The organism is Streptomyces sp. NPDC048483 (assembly GCF_040651455.1).
Lineage (GTDB): Bacteria > Actinomycetota > Actinomycetes > Streptomycetales > Streptomycetaceae > Streptomyces.
This window is the reverse complement of the sequence record NZ_JBEZJZ010000094.1, coordinates 1-22413: the sequence shown is the minus strand read 5'-3', so window position 1 is coordinate 22413 and position 22413 is coordinate 1. Positions and strand designations below refer to the sequence as shown.

Genomic DNA, 22413 nt, shown 5'->3' with positions numbered 1-22413 from the left:
TCCGAGCGGTAGCTCATCTACGGCACCCACGAATCCGTGAAGTGGGTGACCATCATGGTGTGGCCCGGCTCTGCGGGTGTCAGGGAAACATTCCAGAAATCGGCATAGCGGCCACCGCGGCGCAGCAATTCGTCGTGGCTGCCTTCCTCCACGATTCGGCCGTCGTCCAGAAAGACGATGCGATCGGCGCGTTGGACGGTTCGCATCCGGTGCGCGACCATCACTACCGTCCGGCCGGCCATCAGGCGCTCGATGCCCTCGTGGACGGCGGCCTCGTTCACCGGGTCCAGGGCGGAGGTCACCTCGTCCAGCAGCACGATGGGCGCATTCTTCAGCAGCGCTCGCGCGATGGCGACCCGCTGGCGCTCACCACCGGACAGCAGTGCGCCGCCCTCGCCGACATTCGTCGCCCATCCGCCGGGCAGTCGCTCGATCACGTCGTCCAGTCGCGCCGCGGTCGCTGCCGCCCGCACCGCGGTTTCGTCGGCATCGGGGCGGCCCAGACGCACATTTTCCTCGATCGTGCCGTCGAAGAGGTAGACGTCCTGGAAGACGATGGCGATCTGCGCCATCAGCGCCTCGGTGTCGATGGCGCGCACATCCACACCTCCCACACGCACCACGCCCGCGTCCACGTCGTAGAACCGCGCGATCAACTGCAGCAGGGTGCTCTTGCCCGCACCCGACGGTCCGACAACGGCGAGCCGCTGTCCCTCCGGTACGGACAGCGACACATGGTCGATCACCGTGCGGTCGCCGTGCCGGAGGGCAACGGACTCGAACTCCAGGTCATGGCCCACCGGCTGGATCGGGTCGGGAGTTTCCGGCAGCGGCCGGGTGCGCAACACCGCGTCGAGTCTCTTCAGCTCGGAACGCGCGCCGCGCAGTTGGCCACCGATCTCCGCCAGGGACAGCAGCGGATCCGCGCAGCGGGCGGCGAGCACCAGGATCGCCAAGACCTCTGCCACACCGATTTTCCCGCCGAGCGCGAGGTGGACCCCCAGCACCAGCAGCCCGGTGAACATCGCCTGCACCGTGAAGGTCAGGCCCAATACCCCGGGCAGCGCCGAGAGTGTGGAGCGGCGCGATGCGCGCTGGACTTCCCGCAGCGAGTCGTCGAGCAGCTGGAAGCGTTCGACGGTCCGACCGCCGGCGCGCAGCACCGGCTGGGCCCGGAGGTATTCGATGACCCGCCCGGTGGCCTCATGGTCGCGTTCGGCGCTCTCCGCATCGTTGGCGGCCATCAAGCGTCCCGTCCAGATCTGGATCGCCGCCACGACCGGTGCGGCAGCCAGCGCGGCCAGCCCCATCTGCCAATGGAAGGCAAGCATCACGAGAACGATCGTCAGGGGAGTCACGCCGGCGGAGATCAGCGGTGCCAGCAGATGCGCGATCGCGCTCATCGCCTGCAGGACGCCCTGACCGGCAAGGACCGACACCTCCCCTACGCGGCGGGCGCTGTACCAGCCGAGGGGCAACCGGGCCAGATGGTCACCGAGCCGGTGGTACATGGCACGCAACAGCGCGACCCCGACGCGGAAACCGGACAGATCACTGATGTAGCGCAGCACCGCGTACACCGCGACCGCGGCCCCGAACGCGATCAGCCAGGGCCAGGCATCTGCGGGCGTGCTCCCGAACAGCGCCCGCAGCACCGGGACCAGCAGTGCGTAGGACAACCCCTCGGCCACCGCGGTCGTCGTCATCAGGGCCACAGTGCGACGCACCGGCCGGGCGTACTCGTCTCCCAGCACACGCAACAGCATGCGAATCATCGGGGCTGGCCTCCTTGCGATGCGCCACCATGGGCTTCGATCCCGTCGGCGGCAGCCGAGCGGTGGGATTGCCAGAACGCGGCGAACTTTCCGTTCTGGAGCAGGAGTTCGGTGGGCGTGCCGCGTGCGACGATCGACCCGTTCTCCAGCATCACGACGGTGTCGGCGTCGGCGATCGTCTCCAGGCGATGGGCGATGACCAGGATGGTCCGGTCTCCCTCCAGCGTCGCCAGGGCCCGGCGCACCGCCTGTTCGGTCTGCGGGTCGGCGAAGGCGGTCGCCTCGTCGAGCACCAGAACGGGCGCGTCGGCCAGCAGTGCGCGTGCGAGGGCGAGCCGCTGTGCCTCGCCCCCCGACAGTCCCGTGTCGTCGCCGAGCACCGTTTCGTATCCGCGCGGCAGCTCGAGAATTCGCTCGTGGATGTGGGCCAGCCGGGCGGCACGGACCACGTCGTCGAGGTCGGCATGCGGTACCGCCAGCGCGATATTGTCCGCGACCGACGCACGCAGCAGGCGCACGTCCTGGAAGACGAAAGAGACCATCCGGTAGAGCTCGCTGCTGCCGAGGTCGCGCAGATCGACACCGCCCAGGGCGACCGAACCGTGGGTCGGGTCGAAGAACCGCGGCAACAGCTGAACCAGCGTGGACTTGCCGCTTCCTGACGGGCCGACGATCGCGGTGACCGTCCCCGGCTCAAGCACCAGGTCGATCCCGCGCAGCACCTCGTGATCGGCTTCGTATCCGAAGCGGACGTCACGCAGCTCCACCCGGTGGCCCTGGGGTGCGACCGGGTGCGCGGGCTCCGGCAGCGAGGGCACCGCGAGGACGTCCCGGATCCGGCCGACCGCGCGCCGGGCGGCCTGCACGTCGTCGAAGCCGTGGCCGAGGGCCGCCACCGGAGCGGTCAGGCCCAACCCGAGCAGCAGGAAGGGCAGCAGGTCGGCCGGGGCCATGGAACCGTTCGTGATCAAAACCGCACCGCCGATCAGTACAACCAGCAGTACGAACGGCGGCGACAGCACCAGCTGCATCCCTGCGGCGATCCCGGAAAGTCCGCGCACCATCTGGTAGAAGACGTCGGCGAAATCGTCGGCGGCGGTGCGGAATGTGCGGTGGGCGCGCTCGCCTCCGCCGAACGCCTTGACCACCGAGATGCCCTGGACGAATTCGACGACGGAACTCGAAATGCGTCCCATGGCCCCGTCGACCTCCTTCTGCTCGCGCAGCCGGGTCGGGGTCATCATCAGGGGGACCAGCGCCACTGCCAGCACCACCGGGATCATCGTGATCAGCGTGAGCCGCCAGTCGATGGTGAACAAGTAGATCAGCGACACCAGAGGCACCACGAATGCGGAGACGAGCTCGCCGGGGGTGTGGGCGATGAACGGATGGACGGCACTGACGTCCTCCCCCACGACCTTTGCCAGTTCGCCGGTCCGGCGCCGGGAGAACCAGCCGATCGGTACGCGCCCCAGCCGCGCGGCCAGTTGCCGGCGGAACGACAGTTGCACCTGACCGTCGAGGAGATGCCCGATTCCGGACGACGCGGCGGTGCACAGCAGGCGGACGGACAGGCCGACCGCGCCCGCGATCACGACGATCCAGACATGACCGTGATCGATCGGGCCGGGCGACAGCAGCGTACGACCTGATTCGACGACCGCGAGCAGCGGCGCCAGGCCCGCGGCAGCGCCGATGACCTGCAGGATGACAACGGCGGCGAAACTCCGTCGAAAGGGGCGCAGTAACCCTGCCAGGCTCTGTCCCGCCGCGGAATCGGCATCGGGTGGTGGTGGGGACTGCTCCCTCGCCCTGTCAATGTCGGTGGTGGTCATCGCTCTCCCGGCTTCGTCGATCTCGTCATGGCCAGGGCCGTGGTCGGCCTCGACGGCCTCATGCGGCAAGGGCACGGCGCAGGACGGCGCCGAGTTCGGCGAGTTGCCGCTGAGAGACGTCGGCGGACTGGATCGCCAGCGACCCGTGGAAGGTGCCGGGCCACTGGTGCAGCTCGACCGATACGCCCGCCTGGAGCAGGCGCAGCGCGTAGTCGATGGCTTCGTCGCGATTCGGATCGAACTCTGCGGAGGCGATGTAGGCCGGTGGGAGGCCGGAGAGGTCCTCGGCCCGCGCCGGTGCGGCATACGCCGTGGCGGGCTGGGATCCCAGGTAGTACCCCAGCGCGGCGGCGCGTACGGCACGGTTGTTCCAGGGCGTGTCGGTGAAGTTCCGCGCCGACCACGTCTGCTGGCGGTCGTCGAGGAGGGCCTCGTTGAGCACTTGGAAGCAGATCGGGGGCCCCTGCTCGTCGCGGGCCCGCAACGACACCGCGGCTGCGAGGTTCCCGCCGGCGCTGTGGCCTGCGACCGCGATCTTGGCCGGGTCGATGCCGAGCTCGGCGGCGTGCTCGTGCACCCAGGTCAGTACGGCGTAGACGTCGTCCAGGGCAGCCGGGAACGGGTGCTCGGGGGCCAGACGGAAGTCGACGGTGATCACGACCGCGCCGGAGAGGTGTGCCATCGGGACGGCCCAGTGGTGCTCGGTGTCCAGGTCACCGACGACCCATCCGCCGCCGTGCAGCCAGATGACGGCGCCTTGTGCCTGGTGCGGGCGGTAGACCCGCACCGGCACATCCGGATCGGCCGGCACCGTGCGGTCTTCTCTCTCCAGTCCGGTGGTGTCCGGTGCCGGCCTCGCGGCGGCCATCTCGGCGTACATCGTGCGATAGGCGTCCGGGTCGGTCAGATCGGTACGGGGGAGCAAGGGGATGAATGCTTCGAGTTCGGGATCCATGCCGGCCATCCTCACCGTCGGCCGTCCCGGGCTCATCCGCCAACTGTCGGGTATCCCGCCCGGATCGCGCACCGATCGGCGCTTCTTCTCCCCGCCAAGGGGCTCTATCCTCCTGCTATGGAGGCACTGGCCGTACGGCTGTCGGGACTGGATTCGTACGTCGACGGCGCGCTCCGCATCGTCGCCTTCTACGACACACTGATGCGCCGACGGGTGGATCTCCCCGCGCTCGCCCGGGCCTCGGCGGGCCTTGCCGAGTGCGTGGCCGGGTTTCAACTCCACGGCACCGGGCGGGTGATCCGCGTCTCGCCGGACGGCAGGGAAGCGTCCGCCCCGCCGTCACCCGCGTCCACCACCGCGCCGATCACCCTCGATGAGGAGGAGATCGGCACGGTGTGGCTGGAACGTCCCGGACCGCCGAGCCCGCTCGACGAAGTCCTCCTTGACCGGCTCGCCATTGCCGCCGCGGCGGCCGTCGAGCGATACGGCCCGGCCCGTACCACCATGGCCGACCCGGCCCTCGTCGAGCTGGCGATCAGCTCTGATTGCGACGATGCGGCCCGAGCTCGGGCGCTACGGCTTCTGGGCTTCGCCGCCGACCTGCCCGTCCGCGTCGTCGCCGTACGCTCGCCGCTTCCGCTCGACCAGATCGGCTCCCTGCTCTGCCCCGCCCGCCCGGTGAAGGCGGCATCCCTCGACGACGTGGGCGTCATTCTGGCCACCACCGTCGACCCCGCCCGGATCCCGGCAGACGTACGCGCGGGCATCGGCGCCGCCGAAAGCCCCGACCGGTCCTGGCAGCAAGCCCGCACCGCCCTCCGCTTCACCACCCCACGCCGGCCGGTCGTCCACTACGACAGCCTGGGGGCGTTGGCGCTGCTCGCTCAGGTCCCCCAGGACGCCGCGCGCGACAACGCCGACGTGGCCGCCCTCGCCCGAATCGCCGACAACCCCGAAGACCTGGAGACCCTGGACGCCTACTGCGCCACCGGCTCCCTGCGCCGGGCCGCCGACCTCCTCCACCTGCACCACAGCAGCGTCGCCCGCCGACTCGACCAGATCGCAAAAGCCCTGGGCATCGAACTCACCGAACCCACCGGACTGATACGGGCCGCCCTCGCCCTCAGCGCCTGGCGGCTGCTCAACGACTGAGGAAGACCCGCCGCCTCTCCACTGGGGCGAGGTTTCAGCTGGACTCAGGGGAAGCTTCGCGTTCCTGGCAACGACCCTGCCGTAGTGGCTGGTTGGGATGCCGACTGGGGGTGCGCTGGGGTTCTCCCGTCGCCAGGCGTCGGTGTTCTCCCTGGTTGAACCCAGCGGTAGTTCCCCGGTCACCTGGGCGTTGATGTGTGTGCGAGGACCGTTCGTCGTTCGCGGCGAGCGGCACCGCCGCCACCTCGGGTGCACGAATCGCGCGTTCGGAGCCCCACTGGGCACCCGTGCAGGGCGTCGAGCCACGTCAGCAATATTTCATCGAGGTGTCATGGCCTCGCGAAAGAGTGCGGTACGTCGCGTCGGATCCCCGGTGCGCGTTCGCCCCGGGCCCGGCCCACGGGATCGGCGTGTGCCGTTTCCGACGGCGAGAACCGAACGGAATAAGCGAGTTGCCCCGTGAGTGAGACCCCGCAGTCGGACCCCCGAGAGGGCTCTGGCGAGACCGGACCCACCCAGCCGCTCCGGCAGGGAACCCCGGACTGGCGACCTGCGGCGCCGGCCCCGGGCCAGGCACCGCCCCCTGTGCCTGGCCAGGCGCCGCCTCCGATGCCGGACCGGTCGCCGGGCGTGCCCTCGGCGTGGTCACAGCCGGTCCCGGCGTCCCTGCCGCAGAACGGTGGCCCGGTCGCGGGGCGGGCGCGCGGCAGCGCGCGGCGCTGGCTGATCGGTGGCGGCGCGGCGCTCGCCGTGGCCGCGATCGTCGGTGTGGTCGTCGCCATGTCGGGGGGTGACGGCAAGAGCACCGCGTCGGAGAAGTCCGCCGCCGCTCCGGGCGGCGCCGTCAAGCCGCCGGCGCCCGGAGCGGCGGAGTCCGCGGGGAAGACCTACACCAAGGTGCCCGAAGGCTGCGAGCTGATCAAGGCGTCCACCCTCGCCCGCATCGCGCCCGGAACCGAGTGCAAGCCGTCCCAGTTCGACAACGCCACCATGGCAGCGATGATCACCAGGATGCCGAACTGGAAAACGCCCTTCGGCTCCGGCGGTGCGTTCCTGGACCTGGACGTGAACCTCTCGGTCGCCCCAGGGGCGAAAGGCATGTACGACATGCACAAGAAGTCCGCTCTCACTGCCTTGGGCAAGGTGCGCACGGTCACCGACTCCCGGCCGCTGGGCGATCTCGGCGACGAGGCCCATGTCGTCCACGCCGTCGACAAGGAACCGATGCACCTGGCCGAGGCAACGGTGATCGTCCGCGCCGGCAACGCCACATACACCGTGGGCTACAGCTACGACACCGAAGGTTCCGGCCTGAACCAGAAACAGGCCGAGGACGCGGTCATCGCCGCCGCCCGCGATGTGCTCGGCTCGCTCGGCTGAGCCCGGCCGCAGCGAAGTGGACACACCCCTGCACGGCGGCAGCGACGCGACGCTGCCGCAGACACGCCGTCAGCACACCACCCTCCCGCAGCCGCACCCTCCGGCCCCGGCCCCGCAGCGGCAGGGCCAGGGCCGGATCGGCCCGTACGAGGTCTTCCAACTCCTCGGCGAGGGCGGCATGGGCCGGGTCTTCCTGGCCCGGTCACCCGGCTCACGCCTGGTTGCGCTGAAGGTCATCCGGCCCGAGTACGCCGAGACGCCGAACTTCCGCGGGCGTTTCCGGCGCGAGGCCGACGCCGCCCGTAAAGTGAGCGGCTTCTTCACTCCGCCGGTGCTCGACGCGGACGCCGACTCCCCCCAGCCCTGGCTGGCCACCGCCTACATTCCCGCACCCTCCCTGCACGACGTCGTACGCCGCTTCGGCGTGCTGTCCGAGCCGGCGCTGCGGGCCCTGGGCGCCGGCCTCGCGGAAGCGCTGCTGGCGATCCACGCCGCAGGCCTCGTCCATCGCGACCTCAAGCCCGGGAACGTACTGGTGGCCGAGGACGGGCCCCGCGTCATCGACTTCGGTATCAGCCGGGCGGTGGATGCGACGCAGGTGACCCGGACGGACGCGGTGATCGGGACACCCGGATTCATGGCCCCCGAGCAGATCGTGTCGAGCCGCGAGGCCGGGCCGGCAGCCGACGTCTTCTCCCTCGGCTGCGTCCTGGTCTTCGCGGCCACCGGCCGAGGTCCCTTCGGCGCCGGAAGCACTGCCGAGATCCTCTACCGGGCCGTGCACGCCCCGCCGCAACTGGCCGGCGTACCCGACGCGCTGCGTCACCTGGGGGCGGCCTGCCTGGACAAGGACCCCGCCCGCAGGCCGCCCGTCTCCGCGGTGCTGGCCGCGCTGGGAGACGCCGAACCCTCCGCGCTGCTCACGCCGGGTCTGCGGGAGGAACTTGCCAGGCGGGAGGCGCACGCCGCCGCCCTGGTGACCGCGCCTCCGGTGCCCGTCACCCCGCTGGTCACGGCGGCCCCGAGCGGGCCGAGCCGCCGCCGCTTCCTGTGGCTCGCCGCGGCCGGCGGCACCGCGGCAGCAGCCTCGGGCGCGGCGGCCCTGGCCGGGTGGTGGGATACGAAACCCGGCCGCACCCCCGGCCGCGGCAGCAGCAGGGGTACCGCGGTCCGGCCCGGCGCCAAGGTGCCCCCGGGCCCGAAGCCGCAGTGGTCGAGCCCGCTACGGCGCCTGCAGAGCGGACAGCTGCGGCTGCTCGACGACACCCTCGTGCAGTGGGACCAGACCACTGCGATCGGCTATGACACCGTGAACGGAAAGGAACGGTGGACGGCCGCGCCCCGTGTGCCGTCCGACGTCAGCGGCGAGCCCACCTGGCTCGGCGTCCAGGGATCGACGCTGTACGCCACGGCCTGGGGCGACCGCGGCCATCTGCTCGGCCTGGACGGCAACGGCAAGCTGAAGTTCAGCCACCCGGTCACCGAGCCGGAGGAGGGGGCCTCCTCCCCCGACCACATCCAAGGTGTCTTCTGCGTCGCCGGCTCGGTCGCCCTCATCGGCACCTCCGGCGACCGGGGCTACGGCGTGTACGCCGTGGACATCGCCGCGGGGAAGGTGTTGTGGTCCCGCAAGGTGGCCGGCAGCGACTTCCATGCCTCCTCCGACGGCCGCATCTGCTTCCTGCACGACGCCGACACCGTCCACGGCCTGGGCCTGCGGACCGGCAAGGTGCGCTGGACGGTCCGGGACGTCGTCAGACCCGGCGACTACCCGAACCTGGCCACCGACGGGAACGCCCTGCTCGTCACCAGCACCAAAGTGCAGGCGTTCCGCGCCACCGACGGCCGCAAACTGTGGACCGCGGTCGACGAGCCGACCCACCTCAACCCCACCACGGTCCTGCGCAAGCGGGCCTACGTCGTGGACGGCCGGGACACCGTCTTCGCCCTCGACACCAGCAACGGCAAACAGCTGTGGCACACCGCGAGTCCCCTGTCCCTCGACCCCGGCGGCGCATGGGATCCGGGCCCCTCCGTCTCCTCGTCCCTGCTGGCATACCCCCTGTTCAGCGCCGACACCCCGGGCTTCATCGTCCTGCGCGCCGCGGACGGCAAGGTCCTCTGGGCGCACCGGGGTTCCGGCGCCGAAACCAAGAACAAGAGCACCGCATGGCGGGTGCAGACCACCGGCACCACCGTCTACGCCGCATCCGACACCACTCTCTACGCCTTCCGGAGCGCCCCCCGATGACCACGCCGACCACACAGGCCGACGCCGCCCCGCACATCGGGCCGTACCGGGTGATCCGGGAACTCGGCGCGGGCGGTATGGGCCGCGTCCATCTGGCCGCGTCGCGCAGCGGCCGTGCCGTCGCCGTCAAGGTCGTACGTCCCGAGTTGGCCGACGATCCGGACTTCCGGCGGCGCTTCAAGGCCGAGGTGGACGCGGCACGCGCGGTCGGCGGCGCCTTCACCGCGCCCGTCGTCGACGCCGACCCCGAGGGGCCGCAGCCCTGGCTGGCCACCGCATACATCCCCGGCCCCTCGCTCACCGACGCCATCGAGGACCACGGGCCCATGCCCGAGACCACCCTGCGCGTGCTCGGCGCGGGCCTGGCCGAGGCGCTGGCCGCCATCCACCGCGCGGGACTGATCCACCGCGACCTCAAGCCGTCCAACATCCTGCTCACCTTCGACGGGCCCCGAGTCATCGACTTCGGCATCAGCCGGGCCGTCGACGGCACCGTGCTCACCGCGGAGGGCCAGATCATCGGGTCGCCCGGCTTCATGTCGCCCGAGCAGTCGACCGGGGCCGAACTCACGCCTGCCAGCGACGTGTTCGCCCTCGGCGCGGTGCTCGCCTACGCCGCCACCGGTACCCCGCCCTTCGGCACCGGCGCCGTCCACGCCCTGCTCTACCGCGCCACCCACGAGGCGCCCGAGCTGGACGGCGTCCCGCACGCCCTGCTCGGCACCGTCGCCGCCTGCCTGGACAAGGACCCGGCCCGGCGGCCGACCGTCGCGCAGTTGCAGGGGTGGCTGCGTCCGTCGACCACCGCGGGCTGGCTCGGCGCGGTCGAACTGCAGGTGGCCGAGTCGGAGCGCAGCCTGGCCGACGAGGTGCGCACTCCCCTGCTCAGTCGGCGCCGGATGCTGTTCGGCGGCGCGGTGCTCGCCGCGGCCGCGGCCGCCGGAGGCACCGCCCTGTTGCTCCGCCCACGCGGCGGGGAAGCGCCCGCCACCCCCGAGCTCACCTGGACCGGGGACCTCCCACAGCGCGACATGTCCCTGCTCACGGTGACCGCGTCCACTCTGCTGTGCGCCGGGAAGACCTCGGGGGCCTGCATCGACCGGGCCACCGGCAAGCTCCTCTGGAAGGACCTCAGCGGCCAGAACACCGCCGCCCTCGCCCATGACAAGCGCGTCTACGCCGTACGTACCGACGGAAAGGTCCACGCCCTCGACGGCCGCACCGGAAAGGAGCTGTGGGCCGCGTCCCCGACCGGAACGGGCGCGCCGCACCTGGAGTTCGCCAACGGCTCACTGGTCGTGACCATGGGCGACAATGGGCGCTTCCAGGGCCTCGACGCATCGACCGGCGAGGTGCGGTGGAAGTCGCCGGACATGGGCGGCATCACGGCGGTCGGCACCACCCGGGCGGGCCGGCTGATCGTCTGGGGCAGGGCGGCGAAGACGTCCACGACCGCGACTCTCAACGGATACACCGCCCTCGCTCCGGACACCGGCCGCCGTCTGTGGTCGAAGGACCTCGTCACCCTCTACCCGCCGTCCCAGGGCAAGGTGCTCTATGCCCTCGACGGCGACATGAACCTGGTCGCCCTCAAGGCCACCGACGGCGACACGCTGTGGAGCAAGCCCACCGCACTACCGTCCACGAACAGTCAGATCCTGATGTACGAGGGGTCCTTGGGCCTGCACGACACCATCCTCTTCTGCTACCCGGGCACCGGCGCCAGCGGCTCGACCAGCGGGCTGCTCGCGGCCTTCGACCCGGCGACGGGGAAGACCCTGTGGAGCGTACGGACCGCCGCCCGGGGAAACCGGGGCTATGGCGTGTCCGGCGCGACCGTCTGCTATCTCGACAAGGTCCTGCACGCCGTCGACGCCCGCACCGGAGCGGCCCGTTGGACGGCGGGCTCCGGCCTCGGCACGCTGCAGTTCCTGGGTGCCGTACGCAACCTCTTCCTCGCCGCAGGGCCGAAGGGGCTGTACGGCTTCCACGCCGAGACCGGCAAGCAGGTCTGGCGGCACCCGGTCAGCGGCGGCTCCGGCCCCTGGTCGGCGTTCGCCATCGAAGACCTTTTCTTCGCCAGCTGGTCCGGCACACTCTTCTCCTTCTCGGTGCCCGAGGCGTAGGAGCAGGGCGACTCGGCTCCCGGGCCGCCGGCTCGGCGCCGGCGTACTCCCGCACCTCCTGGGGGTGCCGCCCCAGGAGGTGCGGGAAAGGGACCTTGGCAGCTGACGAACCGTCGGGGTCAGGCCACGGCGGGGGTGTAGTGGTCGGCGTCACCGCCTTCGATGGCACGGCTGGCGGTGCCGTCGATGCCCACCGGAGCGTCCCCGGCGACCGTCACCCGGTGCAGCAGGCGCGGCAGGTCGCCGTAGTCGTCGGGGGCGTAGTGCTGGGTGACGCGATTGTCGAACAGGACGAGGTCACCGGGTGTCCAGACCACCCGGACGATGTTCTCCGGCCGCGTCACATACGACTGGAAGATACGCAGCAGATCCCGGGATTCGGCGGGGCCCAGGCCCTCGATGCTCTGCGCGAAGCCGCCGATGAACAGGCCGCGCTCCCCCGTCTCGGGGTGCACGCGTACCACCGGGTGTGCGGTGCGGTACGTGCGCGAGACGAACTGCTTGCGGTGCTCGGCCGCCTTGTCGTTCTTCGGGGCGGCGTAGTCGTAGTCGTTGGTGTGCACCGCCCACAGCTTGTCCGCCAGCTCGCGCAGCGGCTCGGGCAGATCCTGGTAGGCCGCGGCCGAGTTGGCGATCAGTGTGTTGCCGCCGTAGGGCGGGATGACGATGCTGCGCAGGGTCGACGCCTTGGGGGGTGTGCGGACGAAGGTGACGTCGGTGTGCCAGCGGTTGGCGCGGATGCCCTCGTCGCCGTCGACGGGCAGGATGTTGGGCTGCCCGTCGACGGACGGGACGGTGGGGTGGGCGGTGGTGAGTTCGCCGAAGAGGGAGGCGAAGCGCAGCTGGGCCGCGTCGTCCAGCTGCTGACCGCGGAAGACGAGCGCCTTGTGTTCCAGCAGCGCCGCGTTGATCTCGGCGACGATTGCCGGGTCGAGGTCGGCGGAGAGGTCGGCGCCGACGATCTCGGCGCCGATGCGTCCGCCGATCCGACGGATGTCGAAGCCTGTGCTGGTGCTCATGTACGGGTTCCTTTCAGGGGTTTCGGCTGTCTCAGGAGGTGATGGACAGGGGGTTCTCTTGGAGCCGGGCGGGTTGAGGGGTGGTGGTTCTACGGCCGGCCGGGTTCATGCCGGCTGCGCCTCGGTGGCGGAGGGGGCGAGCCGGCCTGCGGGGCGAGGCAGGCCGTAGTGCTCGCGCAGGGTGCGTCCGGTGTACTCGGTGCGGAACAGGCCCCGGTCCTGGAGGATCGGCACGACGTGGTCGACGAAGTCCGTAAGGCCCTCCGGCAGATGCGGCGGCATGACATTGAAGCCGTCGGCGGCTCCCTGCGTGAACCACTCTTCGAGCTGGTCGGCGATCTGCTCCGGCGTCCCGGCGAAGACCCGGTGGCCGCGCCCGCCGCCGAGGCGCGCGATGAGCTCGCGCAGGGTCAGGCCGTCGCGCCGGGCCAGTTCGGCGACCAGGGTGAATCGGCTCTTGTTGCCGTTGATGTCCCGCTCCTCGGGGAGTTCGGGCAGCGGACCGTCCAGCGGCAGGCCACTGAGGTCGGTGCCGAGCATCCCCGACAACTGGGCGAGTCCGTACTCCGGCACCTGGAGGTCGGTCAGCTCCTGCTCAAGGGCGCGGGCCTCCGCCTCCGTCGAGCCGATGACCGGGCAGATCCCGGGCAGGATCTTCAGGTCGGCCTCGGCACGTCCGTAGCGGGCGAGGCGGTTCTTGACGTCCTTGTAGAAGGCCTGCCCGTCGGCGAGGGTCTGCTGTGCGGTGAACACGGCCTCGGCGTACTGGGCGGCGAACTCCTTGCCGTCCTCGGACGAACCGGCCTGCACCAGCAGCGGGTATCCCTGCGGGCTGCGCTGCACGTTCAGCGGGCCCTGTACGGCGAAGTGCTCCCCCCGGTGGTCGATGGGCTGCACCTTGCCGGCGTCCGCGTAGATCCCGTGCTCGCGGTCGAGCAGGACCGCGTCGTCCTCCCAGCTGTCCCAGAGCTTGGTGGCGACTTCGACGAATTCCCGCGCCCGGTCGTAGCGCAGGCTGTGTTCGAGGTGTTCGTCCTGCCCGAAGTTGCGGGCCTCGTCGACCGTGCCGGAGGTGACGATGTTCCACCCGGCGCGCCCGCCGCTGATGTGGTCGAGGGAGGCGAACTTCCGGGCGGTGTGGAAGGGCTCGTTGAAGGTGGTGGAGACGGTGGCGATCAGGCCGATGCGCTCGGTCACCGCCGCCAGGGCGGACAGGAGCGTGAGCGGTTCGAAGCCGCCGAGCGCGTTGTGTTTGACCTTGCCCCACAGGGCCAGGCCGTCGGCGAAGAAGATCGAGTCGAGCTTGCCGCGCTCGGCGGTCTGTGCGAGGTGCTGGAAGTAGCGCCGGTCGGTGACGCGTTCGGGCTGGGTACGCGGATGCCGCCAGGCGGCGTCGTGGTGGCCGGCGTTCATCAGGAAGGCGTTGAGATGAAGGCGGCGGGGGCTGGCTGCGGGCATGAAAAACTCCTCCGGGTTCCTTGGGGTTCCTTGCGCAGGGGCGGATACGGACGTCAGCTCGTCGCGGGGACGCGCCACGAGCTGAGCCGCTTCTCCACGGCCACCAGAAGCTGGTTGAAGGCCACACCGATGACGGAGATCGTGACGATGCCCGCATACATCTGCGGAATGGCGAAGTTGTACTGGGACGCGTTGATCAGATAGCCGAGACCGGCCTTGGCGCCGATCATCTCGGCGGCGACCAGCACGACGATGGACACCGCCCCGGCCAGCCGGATTCCGGTGAAGATCGTCGGGACGGAGGCCGGCAGGATCACCTTCTGGAACAGCCGCGGGGCGGACAGGTCCATGGACTTCGCCAGCCTCAGCAGGGTGGGGTCGACGGTGCGTACCGCGCTGATGGTGTTGAGCAGGATCGGCCATGCGCACGCGTACACCACGATGGAGATCTTCGACGTCTCGCCTATGCCGAGGAGCAGGACGAACACGGGCAGCAGGGCCAGGGCGGCGGTGTTGAGGAAGACCTGCAGCAAGGGGTTGAGGAGGTCGGCGACGGGCCGGTACCAGCCGATGAGCAGGCCCAGCGGTACGGACACGGCGACGGCTATGCCGAATCCGCTGAACGAACGCACCAGGCTCGCCTGTGCGTTGTCGGCGAGCTGGCCGTTGGCCACGAGTTCCCACCATGCCTGGGCGACCTCGCTGAACGGCGGCAGGAAGGTCTGGTCCACCAGGCCGAAGCGGGGCGCCAGTTCCCACACGAGCAGCAGGGCGACGATGGCCGCCGATTTGGTGGCGCCGGTCAGTACCGCGCGCAGGATGCGGGGCAGCGCGGGAGGTCGGTGGAGGTGTCGCCTGCTCGGCGCGCTCGGCGGGACGGCCGCGGGCTCCTCGGTGGGCTCCGACGGCGCGCCGGTGGACGTCGACGGCGTGCCGGTGGTCCGCGCGGAGAGTTCCGCCGAAGCCTTGAGTTCCTCCGGAGTCGTGAGGTCCTCCGGAGTCGTGAGGTCCTCCGGAGTCGTGAGGTCCTCCAGGGTGTTGAGTTCCTCCGAGGCCTTGCGCCGAGTGCTCGAACCGCTTGCGAGGCTCATACGGAGACCTCCTCATTCTCCAGCAGTTGGGTCCTGGTCACCTCGTCGTGCAAAAGCGTCCAGATCTCGTGTCGGTACCGTGCGAACTCGGCGCTGGACCGTAGGTCGTCCGTCTTGGTGCGGGAGTCGAAGCCGATCGGCACGACCTGCTTGATACGACCGGGCCGGGAGGTCATGACGGCCACCCGCTGGCCCAGGTAGACGGCCTCCTCGATGCCGTGGGTGATGAAGACGACGGTCTTTCCGGTGCGCTGCCAGATGCGCAGCAGCTCGTCCTGGAGCGACTCCCTGGTCTGGGCGTCCAGTGCGGCGAACGGCTCATCCATCAGCAGGACGTCGGGGTCGTAGGCGAGAGAGCGGGCGATGGCCACACGCTGGCGCATGCCGCCCGACAGCTCGTGCGGGTGACGGTTCTCGAATCCGGAGAGCCCGACCAGGTCCAGGTACTCACGGGCACGCGCGGCGCGCTCACGTCGTGGCACGCCGGTCGCCTCCAGGCCGAACTCGACGTTGCCCAGGGCGGTGCGCCAGGGCAGCAGGGCGTACTGCTGGAAGACGATGCCGCGGTCCAGGCCGGGCCCGGTCACCGGCTCCCCGTCGAGGAGGATCCGTCCGCCAGTCGGCCGGGCGAGCCCGCCCAGCAGGTCCAGGAGCGTGGACTTGCCGCACCCGCTGGGGCCGACCACGACGACGAACTCCCCCGCGTCGATCCGCAGGTCGACATTGTCCAGAGCGGTGAACTCGCCGTCCCCGTACGCCGATCCGCGGCCCTGGGCCCTCCCCCGCTTGGCGGGAAAGGTCTTGCGCACCTGCTCGAACTCGATCTTTGGTGTGGTGGGTCCTGGCATGGGTCAGCTCCCGCTCTTAGAGGTCGGCTTGGCCGCGGACGACGTGTTCTTCCGGCCGTCCTTCCGGCTGTACGCGTTGAACTCGTTGGTGTAGAGATCCGACGCCTTGACCTGGCCCTTCTCGATGTCACCGCGTTTGGCGAGCCAGTCGATCCACAGCTGGAGGTCCTTGTCGGTGATGCGCCCGGCGGTCTCGGCGACGCCGAAGGACTTCCAGTACTTCAGCGGAACGGTGCTCTCGTTGCGGCCACGCTTCTTGACGATCTCGATCTGCCGGTCGATGACCTCTTCGCGCGGCCGGACGCGGGCCCACTCGATGGCGCGCGCGACGCCCGTGACGAAGGTGCGCACCGTGTCGGGGTTCTCCTTCAGGAACCGGTCGTTCACCACATACGTGCCGGCGGAAAAGTTGCCGATCAGCTCGTAGTCGGTGAACAGCGGTCTGATGCCGCCGGTCTGCAGGGCCTTGTCGCGCAGGATGTCGCCGAGGGCGCCCACCTGGATCTGCCGCTGCCGCAGCGACTGCTCGATGTTGACCGGGGGCACCACCAACGGCTCGACCTTCTTGATGTCCGCCTGCGACAGGCCATGGCGTTGCAGGTAGATGTCGAGCATCGCCTCGGAGTGCGCGCCGAGGGTGTTCATCCCGACCTTCTTGCCGATCAGGTCACGTGCCGAGCGGATCGGGCTGTCCTTGAGCACGTAGAAGCCGTTGTAGGCGGCCTTGTCAACGCCGTAGTAGCTGATGACCGCCGTGATGGGGGCCTTTCTCGCAGCGAGTTTGACGACGGCTCCGTTGAACGCGCCGCCGAAGTCGACCTGTCCGGTGGCCGCCGACTGGATGTCCTGTGGCCCGCTGATCGTGTTGCCGACCCACTTCAGCTTCACGTCCTCCAGGAAGCCGAGGTCCTGGGCGAGTTCGGGCAGGATGACGGAGCCCGCCCAACCCTGGTATCGCAGGGTCTTGGTCTGATCCTTGGCCGCGCCGCCACCCCCGGTGCCGCAGCTGACCGCGACCGCCGAGAGGCCGAGCAGGGTGAGGAACTGTCGTCGGCTCGATGGGGTCGTCAGGTTGCTTATGGAGCTCATGGAAGGGGTCCTGTTCGAGTTGGTGGGCGGCACACGGCGGGACACGTACCGCGTCTGCTACGGACGCGGGTGGGAAGGAAGGGGAAGGAAGGGGGAGGAAGGGGGGGTGGTGGCAGGATCGGGTCGGCTACGGGGCGGTGGCGATGACCGGTGCGTGGTGGCCCAGCGCCCGAGCGAAGCCCTCCGTGCCTGCAAGAGCCGCCGCAGTTCCACTTCCACCGGGCGTGCACACAACCCGAAATGCGAAAGCCGAAAGGGACATGCGAAGGGCGCGGTGAAATAAGCTGGCCCGCGCACCGAACCCGGCAAATTCCCAGGGGTATGCGGCGAGAATCACCAGGCGACGACGGGGAAATCCCGGGCCGTTAAATGGGCCGGAATCAGGAGTCGCTCAGGAGCTGACGCGGGTCGGCAGCTCTAGCGGCCAGCGGCACAGATGGCGCTGGCCTGGCGTCGAAGGTCGACGTGCAGGCGCGCGGTGAAGTTCTCCGAGTGACTCACACTTGGGAGGCTGACAGCGAAAATCAGCCACGTCAATGCGGCGAGGGCCCTTGTCTCACTTTCTGATTCTTCCGCCACGCGCGCGCAGCATTTCGTTCACAATCGCAGACGTGGCGCCGCACCGGGGGCCGCAGACCGAAGGTCACTAACACCGACGCCGCTGGGCGGGTACGGGAGCAGGTTCTGGCGCTGTTGGCGTCGGGCACCGCGTCACAGCGATGAGAAGCGTGATGACGATCCCGCCGGCCACAACGAACAGCGCGGTGCTGATCCCGTCTGCGGTCGCCACCCGCAGGCGCTCGCCGGTGAGGTCCTCGAGCCCGGCGGTCGCTACGAGAACGAGGACGGCAAGGCCGACTGCGGCCCCGACGCCAGTGCCGGTGGAGGCGATGCCCGAGGCGATGCCTTGTTCTCGGTCTGCCACTCCGGTCGCGGCTGCGATGAACATGGTGGTGAACACCACGCCGTCACCGATGCTGAGCGCGATGAATCCTGGGATCAGTTCGATGTACGAGCCGTCCGGCGAGATCGCCATGCCGAGCAGCACAGCGCCGAGCGTCCCGAAGGCAAGAGCAGCCACCAGCGTGATCCTGAGTCCGAACCGAGTGACGAATTGGCCGGCCGTCGTCGAGCCTGCCACCACGACCGCTGTGGGGATCAGGAACCCGGCGCCGGTTTGCAGGGCGTTGTAGCCGAGGATCTGCTGAAAGTAGATCGACAGGAAGTAGAGCACAGAGCCGAAGGTCGCCATGAACATGAACGCGATGACGAGGCCGGTGATGAGGTGGGGGTTCGACAACAGCCGAGGGGGCACGAGCGGGTCACAGCTGCGCCGCTCCATTACTGCGAAGGCTCCGATCAGGAGCAGACCGGTCACGGCGCTGATCAGAATGCCCGGCGAAAGCCAGCCCAGCCCGGGTCCTTGGACCAAGGCGAACACGATCAATGTGACGCCCAGAGTGACGCTCAGCGCGCCGGGGAGATCGAACGTGCGGCCCTTCTCTCGTTCACCGTCGGGCGGGATCAGCACGAACACCAGCAGCAGTGCCGGACCCGCCAAGGCGACATTGACCAAGAAGACGGCTTCCCAGCCGAAGGCCTGGGTCAGCAGTCCGCCGAGCAGTACGCCGATCACCAGTCCGGCCGCACCCGCACCGCCCCAGATGCCCAAAGCGCGGTTGCGCATCTGACCTTCGGAGAACGTGGTGTTGATGAGCGCCAGCGTGGTGGGGAAGACCAAGGCCCCACCGAGTCCTTGAAACACGCGAGCGGCGAGCAACAGGCCCGGCCCGGTGGCGAGTCCGCCCGCCAGCGCCGCTCCGGCATACAGAGCAAGTCCGGTCGCCAGGATCCGGCGCCGCCCGAGCAGGTCCGCCGCGCGACCGCCGAACAGCAGGAAGCCGGCGGAGGCCACCGCGTAAGCGCTGATCACCAACTGAAGCGTTTGCGCCGAGTAGCCCAGGTCGCGTGCGATGTCAGGCAGCGCCACCACGACGATGTACTGGTCCAGCGAGACGATCAGCATCGCGAACGACAGCAGCGCCAGTGTCGCGGTCTCACGGTTCCAGCCGAGACTGCCCGGCCCTGATGAGACTTCCGTAGATCGCAAGACAGCGCTCCTGGTCGACCGGGCACGTCCGTTCCTCCTCCGGCTTCGGGCGTTCGGCCGAACAGGACAGCAAACACTGCTGGAGACACCCCGAGCACGGAACATCGACACCCGATACCCGACACCCGACACCCGATACCCAGACCTTAAGGATGATGAGCACCGAACTGACGCAAACACACCCCAGCTGAACCAAACACGGCCGCGCACGCCGGTCGAGGGCGACCCTGCTCCAGCGCCCGGAAGAGGGACGAGGCACTCGCGCATACCGCCTCCCTCCCGCCGCCTGCGGCCGAGGTACGAGCCGAGTCCGGCGGGCCGGGTTCCGTGGCGGGCGGCCGACGCTCCCGCGCTGTGTAGCGTGGCCGCTCTCCGGCAGCGGGTCTCTTCCCAGTATGGAGCGCCGTGGACCGGTGATGCGGTCCGGTAGCCGGGGGACGACAATGGGGGTGGCCCCCCGCGCCGTCGGACGGCGTCTGAAAGGTGGCAGGGCATGCGTGCCTCCCTGATCCAGCTCACGGTGTCGGACACCGAGTCGGCAGACGAACGCCGCTCGCACGCGGCCGAGTTGGTCCGCGGTCGGGCCGGGGACGACCTCGTGGTCCTGCCGGAACTCTGGACGACCGGCGCTTGGGCCTACGACGCCTGGGAGAGGGGCGCCGAACCGGTCGACGGCCCCACAGCCCGCGCCATGTCGGAGGCGGCGAGCGCCGCGGGCGTATGGCTGCATGCCGGCACGCTGGTGGAGCGCGGAAGCGACGGTGCGCTCCGCAACACCGCCCTGGTCTTCGACCCCACCGGAGCGCTGCGCGGGATGTACCGGAAGATCCACCGCTACGGCTTCACCGTCGGCGAGGCCGCTCAGATGGCCGCGGGGCAGGAAGTCGTGACGGTGACCACCGAGTTCGGCACCCTCGGCATCGCCACCTGTTACGACCTGCGCTTCCCCGAGCTGTTCCGCGCGCTGGTCGATGCCGGTACGGAGATCCTGGTTGTGGCATCCGCATGGCCGGCCCGACGCCGTGAACAGTGGAGGATCCTGGTGCGTGCCCGAGCCGTCGAGGAGCAGGCCATCGTCCTGGCCTGCTGTGCCGGCGGCACGCACAGCGACATGAAGCAGGCCGGCGGCAGCCTGATCGTCGACCCGTGGGGCACGGTGCTCGCCGAGGCCGGGGAGGGCAAGGAGATCCTCACGGCAGACGTCGATGTGGACGTGGTGGCGGCGATCCGGGAAGAGCTGCCGGTCCTCCAGGACCGTGTCCTCGCCATCCCCGCACCCCCGGCCGGGCAGGCAGCGGCCGGTTGAAGTGATCCGGCACGAGCGGTCGTCAGGCGACAGCACGGTCGCGGTCGTCGGGCGCCTGGTGCCTGGTGCCAATCTGGCGATCCGCCCTGGTCACAGCACTAGGGTCGGTCTGATGCGTTGCGTGCCCGGCGGGCCCGGTGCTGGGCGACGTTGAGCCGGTTGCCACAGATCTGCGGGGTGCAGAATCGCCGGCGTCCGGCGCGGCTGGTGTCCACGAACACCCCCGCGCACTCCGGGGCCGCGCAGCCCCGGAAGCGACCGTGGCCAAGGGTGTGCACCGCGCCAAGGAGTCCGGTGCCCGTCAGCACCGCCAGCTCGTCGGCGATGCCCGCCTCCGGCGCGGTGCTGATCCGCCAGCTCCAGCCGTCGGCATCCGGCGCCAGGAAGGGCCCCCGGCCGGCCCGTTCGACCAGCGCGTTGGCCCGCTCGACCGCCTCCTGCTCGGTGGTCGCCGCCAGGGCCGCGCGCAGCTCCTCGCGCAGCGCGTGCACCTGCGCGAGATCGCGTGGGGTGAGCCGGCGGGTGCCGGCGGGCTCGATGCCGAGGTCGGCGAGGAAGCATTCCAGGGATGCGGGATCAGTCAGCGCCTCGCTGGTCCGTACGCGGATCGCGGGCGAGGTGTTCGCCAGGGCCGTGGCCACACCAGCGCCCACCGTGTAATCCGAAAAAGAGATCTGCATGCCTTACCTCCCACTGCCATAGCCGCTACGGTAACCAGTGTAAGCGGAGAAACAGCATTTTACCTCTTAGCTTGGAGGCGGGGCAGCATGCCCGCACGCGCTCAGCACGACAGCCCGCACACGCCCGTCGACGTCCGAAACGGCCCGCACGACGGGTGGCAACTCCCCGACCGGGTACGGGTCGAGGGCGGAGAGGTCGCCACGGGCGTCTTCGGGCAGGGCCCGCCCGTCGTCCTCGTCCACGGCACGCCCGCATGGTCCTATCTGTGGCGCAAGGTCGTCCCGCTGCTCGCCGAGCACTGCACCGTGTACGTCTGGGACCTGCTCGGCTTCGGTGACTCCCGCCCCGACCACGGCGTCCGCCCCTCCCTCGCACGTCAGGCGGCGACCCTCAACGAACTTGTCGCCCACTGGGAGCTGACGGACCCGGCGTTGGTCGGGCACGACATCGGCGGCGGCATCGTGCTCCGCGCCCACCTGCTGCACCGGGTTCCCGCCCGCCGCCTCGCGCTGCTGGACGCCGCCGTGCTGGGGCCGTGGAACACCCCGTTCACGGAACACCAGCAGCGCCACGCCGAGGCGTACCGCACCATGCCGGAGGACGTCTTCACCGACTTGATCACCACGCGCTTCCGGTCCGCCACCCACCACCCCATGACACCCGAAGTCCTCGCCGCGTATCTGCGTCCCTGGGCGGGGGCGAGCGGTCAGCAGCGCTGGCTCGACCAAGTGGAGAGCGTCAGCTTCGAGGACACCAGAGAGGCCGTGGATCGCCTGACGGAGATCACCGTCCCCACGCTCGTCCTGTGGGGCGAACGCGACGAGTGGCTCAGCCCCGCCATCGGCGAACGCCTATCGAGGGCCATTCCGGGCGCCCGGCTGGAGGCGCTGCCCTCGGCAGGGCACTTCCCCGCCGAGGACGCACCGGTGGAGACCGCCCGCGCGCTGCTGCGACTGCTGAGGTGAGGCGGCTCATTCACTCGTACCGGAACGGCCCGAACGGGTGGGGGTGCCTGCTGCGTCCGTTGAAGAGAACCCATCGCGCAGGTCCTCATGCGTGAGCGAGCGCGGAGAGGCTAATTCGTTCGTGTGGGGTTCGCACACCACCGTACTGTGACCCGGTTGACGATCACGGGACGCCGGGCAGCCGGCTGTGGCGACCCTAGGCCCTGTCGTCAAACTCCCGCCTGCCTCGCGACGCCTGGCACGCGCGCTCGCTGCGTTGTCGGGCTCATCCCGGTACGCCCAGTACCGGGATGACCCTCCGCCTTGCGATCGCACGCACCAGACGCCGCGAGGCCCGCCCTCCGGGCGAACGACGGGAGTTTGACGACAGGG

The 22413-nt window shown here is 70.0% G+C and carries 17 protein-coding genes; 6 read left to right on the top strand and 11 right to left on the bottom strand.

Annotation, left to right across the window (positions count from 1 at the left end; translation table 11 throughout):
• Positions 1-17 precede the first annotated feature (17 nt).
• The 3 genes from AB0D04_RS33045 to AB0D04_RS33035 are packed head-to-tail and all read right to left on the bottom strand — an operon-like array spanning position 18 to position 4565.
• A complete protein-coding gene (locus AB0D04_RS33045) occupies positions 18-1775 on the bottom strand; it encodes an ABC transporter ATP-binding protein (protein ID WP_362710907.1) in 1758 nt (585 codons plus the stop codon).
• Positions 1772-3610: an ABC transporter ATP-binding protein gene (locus AB0D04_RS33040; RefSeq protein ID WP_362710934.1), complete on the bottom strand. Its 1839-nt coding sequence runs from the start codon at positions 3608-3610 to the stop codon at positions 1772-1774. Before AB0D04_RS33040 ends, AB0D04_RS33045 begins: the two co-directional genes overlap by 4 nt.
• Positions 3611-3668: 58 nt before the next feature.
• Positions 3669-4565 (bottom strand): alpha/beta hydrolase, encoded by an 897-nt coding sequence (locus tag AB0D04_RS33035; protein ID WP_362710904.1) that lies wholly within the window; start codon positions 4563-4565, stop codon positions 3669-3671.
• Between the two features lie 117 nt (positions 4566-4682).
• On the opposite strand from AB0D04_RS33035, the gene AB0D04_RS33030 reads away from it, so the two are divergent.
• The 4 genes from AB0D04_RS33030 to AB0D04_RS33015 all read left to right on the top strand — a co-directional run bounded on the left by AB0D04_RS33030 (position 4683) and on the right by AB0D04_RS33015 (position 11474).
• Positions 4683-5717 (top strand): helix-turn-helix domain-containing protein, encoded by a 1035-nt coding sequence (locus AB0D04_RS33030; protein ID WP_362710902.1) that lies wholly within the window; start codon positions 4683-4685, stop codon positions 5715-5717.
• A gap of 609 nt (positions 5718-6326) precedes the next feature.
• Entirely contained in the window at positions 6327-7097 is a 771-nt protein-coding gene (locus AB0D04_RS33025) for a hypothetical protein (protein WP_362710900.1), read from the top strand.
• Positions 7098-7113: 16 nt separating this feature from the next.
• Entirely contained in the window at positions 7114-9348 is a 2235-nt protein-coding gene (locus tag AB0D04_RS33020) for a PQQ-binding-like beta-propeller repeat protein (RefSeq protein WP_362710897.1), read from the top strand.
• Positions 9345-11474, top strand: coding sequence for a PQQ-binding-like beta-propeller repeat protein (locus AB0D04_RS33015; protein ID WP_362710895.1), 2130 nt, complete (start codon positions 9345-9347; stop codon positions 11472-11474). The genes AB0D04_RS33020 and AB0D04_RS33015 overlap by 4 nt, the downstream gene beginning before the upstream one ends.
• A 119-nt stretch (positions 11475-11593) precedes the next feature.
• On the opposite strand, the gene AB0D04_RS33010 is transcribed toward AB0D04_RS33015, so the two are convergent.
• From AB0D04_RS33010 to AB0D04_RS32980, 7 genes are all read right to left on the bottom strand, one after another.
• Positions 11594-12493 carry a TauD/TfdA family dioxygenase gene (locus tag AB0D04_RS33010; protein ID WP_362710893.1) on the bottom strand — a complete coding sequence of 300 codons (900 nt, stop codon included), beginning with the start codon at positions 12491-12493 and terminating at the stop codon, positions 11594-11596.
• Between the two features lie 105 nt (positions 12494-12598).
• Positions 12599-13951, bottom strand: a complete 1353-nt coding sequence (locus AB0D04_RS33005) for an LLM class flavin-dependent oxidoreductase (protein WP_362710890.1) — start codon at positions 13949-13951, stop codon at positions 12599-12601.
• Positions 13952-14004: 53 nt separating this feature from the next.
• Positions 14005-15042: an ABC transporter permease gene (locus tag AB0D04_RS33000; RefSeq protein ID WP_362710887.1), complete on the bottom strand. Its 1038-nt coding sequence runs from the start codon at positions 15040-15042 to the stop codon at positions 14005-14007.
• Positions 15039-15890, bottom strand: a complete 852-nt coding sequence (locus tag AB0D04_RS32995; protein ID WP_362710884.1) for an ABC transporter ATP-binding protein — start codon at positions 15888-15890, stop codon at positions 15039-15041. The genes AB0D04_RS33000 and AB0D04_RS32995 overlap by 4 nt, the downstream gene beginning before the upstream one ends.
• A gap of 3 nt (positions 15891-15893) precedes the next feature.
• On the bottom strand, positions 15894-16979 hold the full coding sequence (locus tag AB0D04_RS32990) for an ABC transporter substrate-binding protein (RefSeq protein ID WP_362710881.1): 1086 nt from the start codon (positions 16977-16979) through the stop codon (positions 15894-15896).
• 417 nt (positions 16980-17396) lie between these two features.
• Entirely contained in the window at positions 17397-17480 is an 84-nt protein-coding gene (locus AB0D04_RS32985; RefSeq protein ID WP_362710932.1) for a putative leader peptide, read from the bottom strand.
• Positions 17481-17625: 145 nt separating this feature from the next.
• Positions 17626-19089 (bottom strand): MFS transporter, encoded by a 1464-nt coding sequence (locus AB0D04_RS32980; RefSeq protein WP_362710879.1) that lies wholly within the window; start codon positions 19087-19089, stop codon positions 17626-17628.
• 493 nt (positions 19090-19582) lie between these two features.
• Between AB0D04_RS32980 and AB0D04_RS32975 the strand changes: the two genes are divergently transcribed.
• Positions 19583-20395 (top strand): nitrilase-related carbon-nitrogen hydrolase, encoded by an 813-nt coding sequence (locus AB0D04_RS32975; RefSeq protein WP_362710876.1) that lies wholly within the window; start codon positions 19583-19585, stop codon positions 20393-20395.
• A 98-nt stretch (positions 20396-20493) separates the two neighbouring features.
• Here AB0D04_RS32975 and AB0D04_RS32970 read toward each other — a convergent pair whose 3' ends face one another.
• A complete protein-coding gene (locus AB0D04_RS32970) occupies positions 20494-21075 on the bottom strand; it encodes a CGNR zinc finger domain-containing protein (RefSeq protein WP_362710874.1) in 582 nt (193 codons plus the stop codon).
• Positions 21076-21162: 87 nt separating this feature from the next.
• On the opposite strand from AB0D04_RS32970, the gene AB0D04_RS32965 reads away from it, so the two are divergent.
• Positions 21163-22041: an alpha/beta hydrolase gene (locus AB0D04_RS32965; protein ID WP_362710873.1), complete on the top strand. Its 879-nt coding sequence runs from the start codon at positions 21163-21165 to the stop codon at positions 22039-22041.
• The last annotated feature ends 372 nt before the right edge of the window (positions 22042-22413 follow it).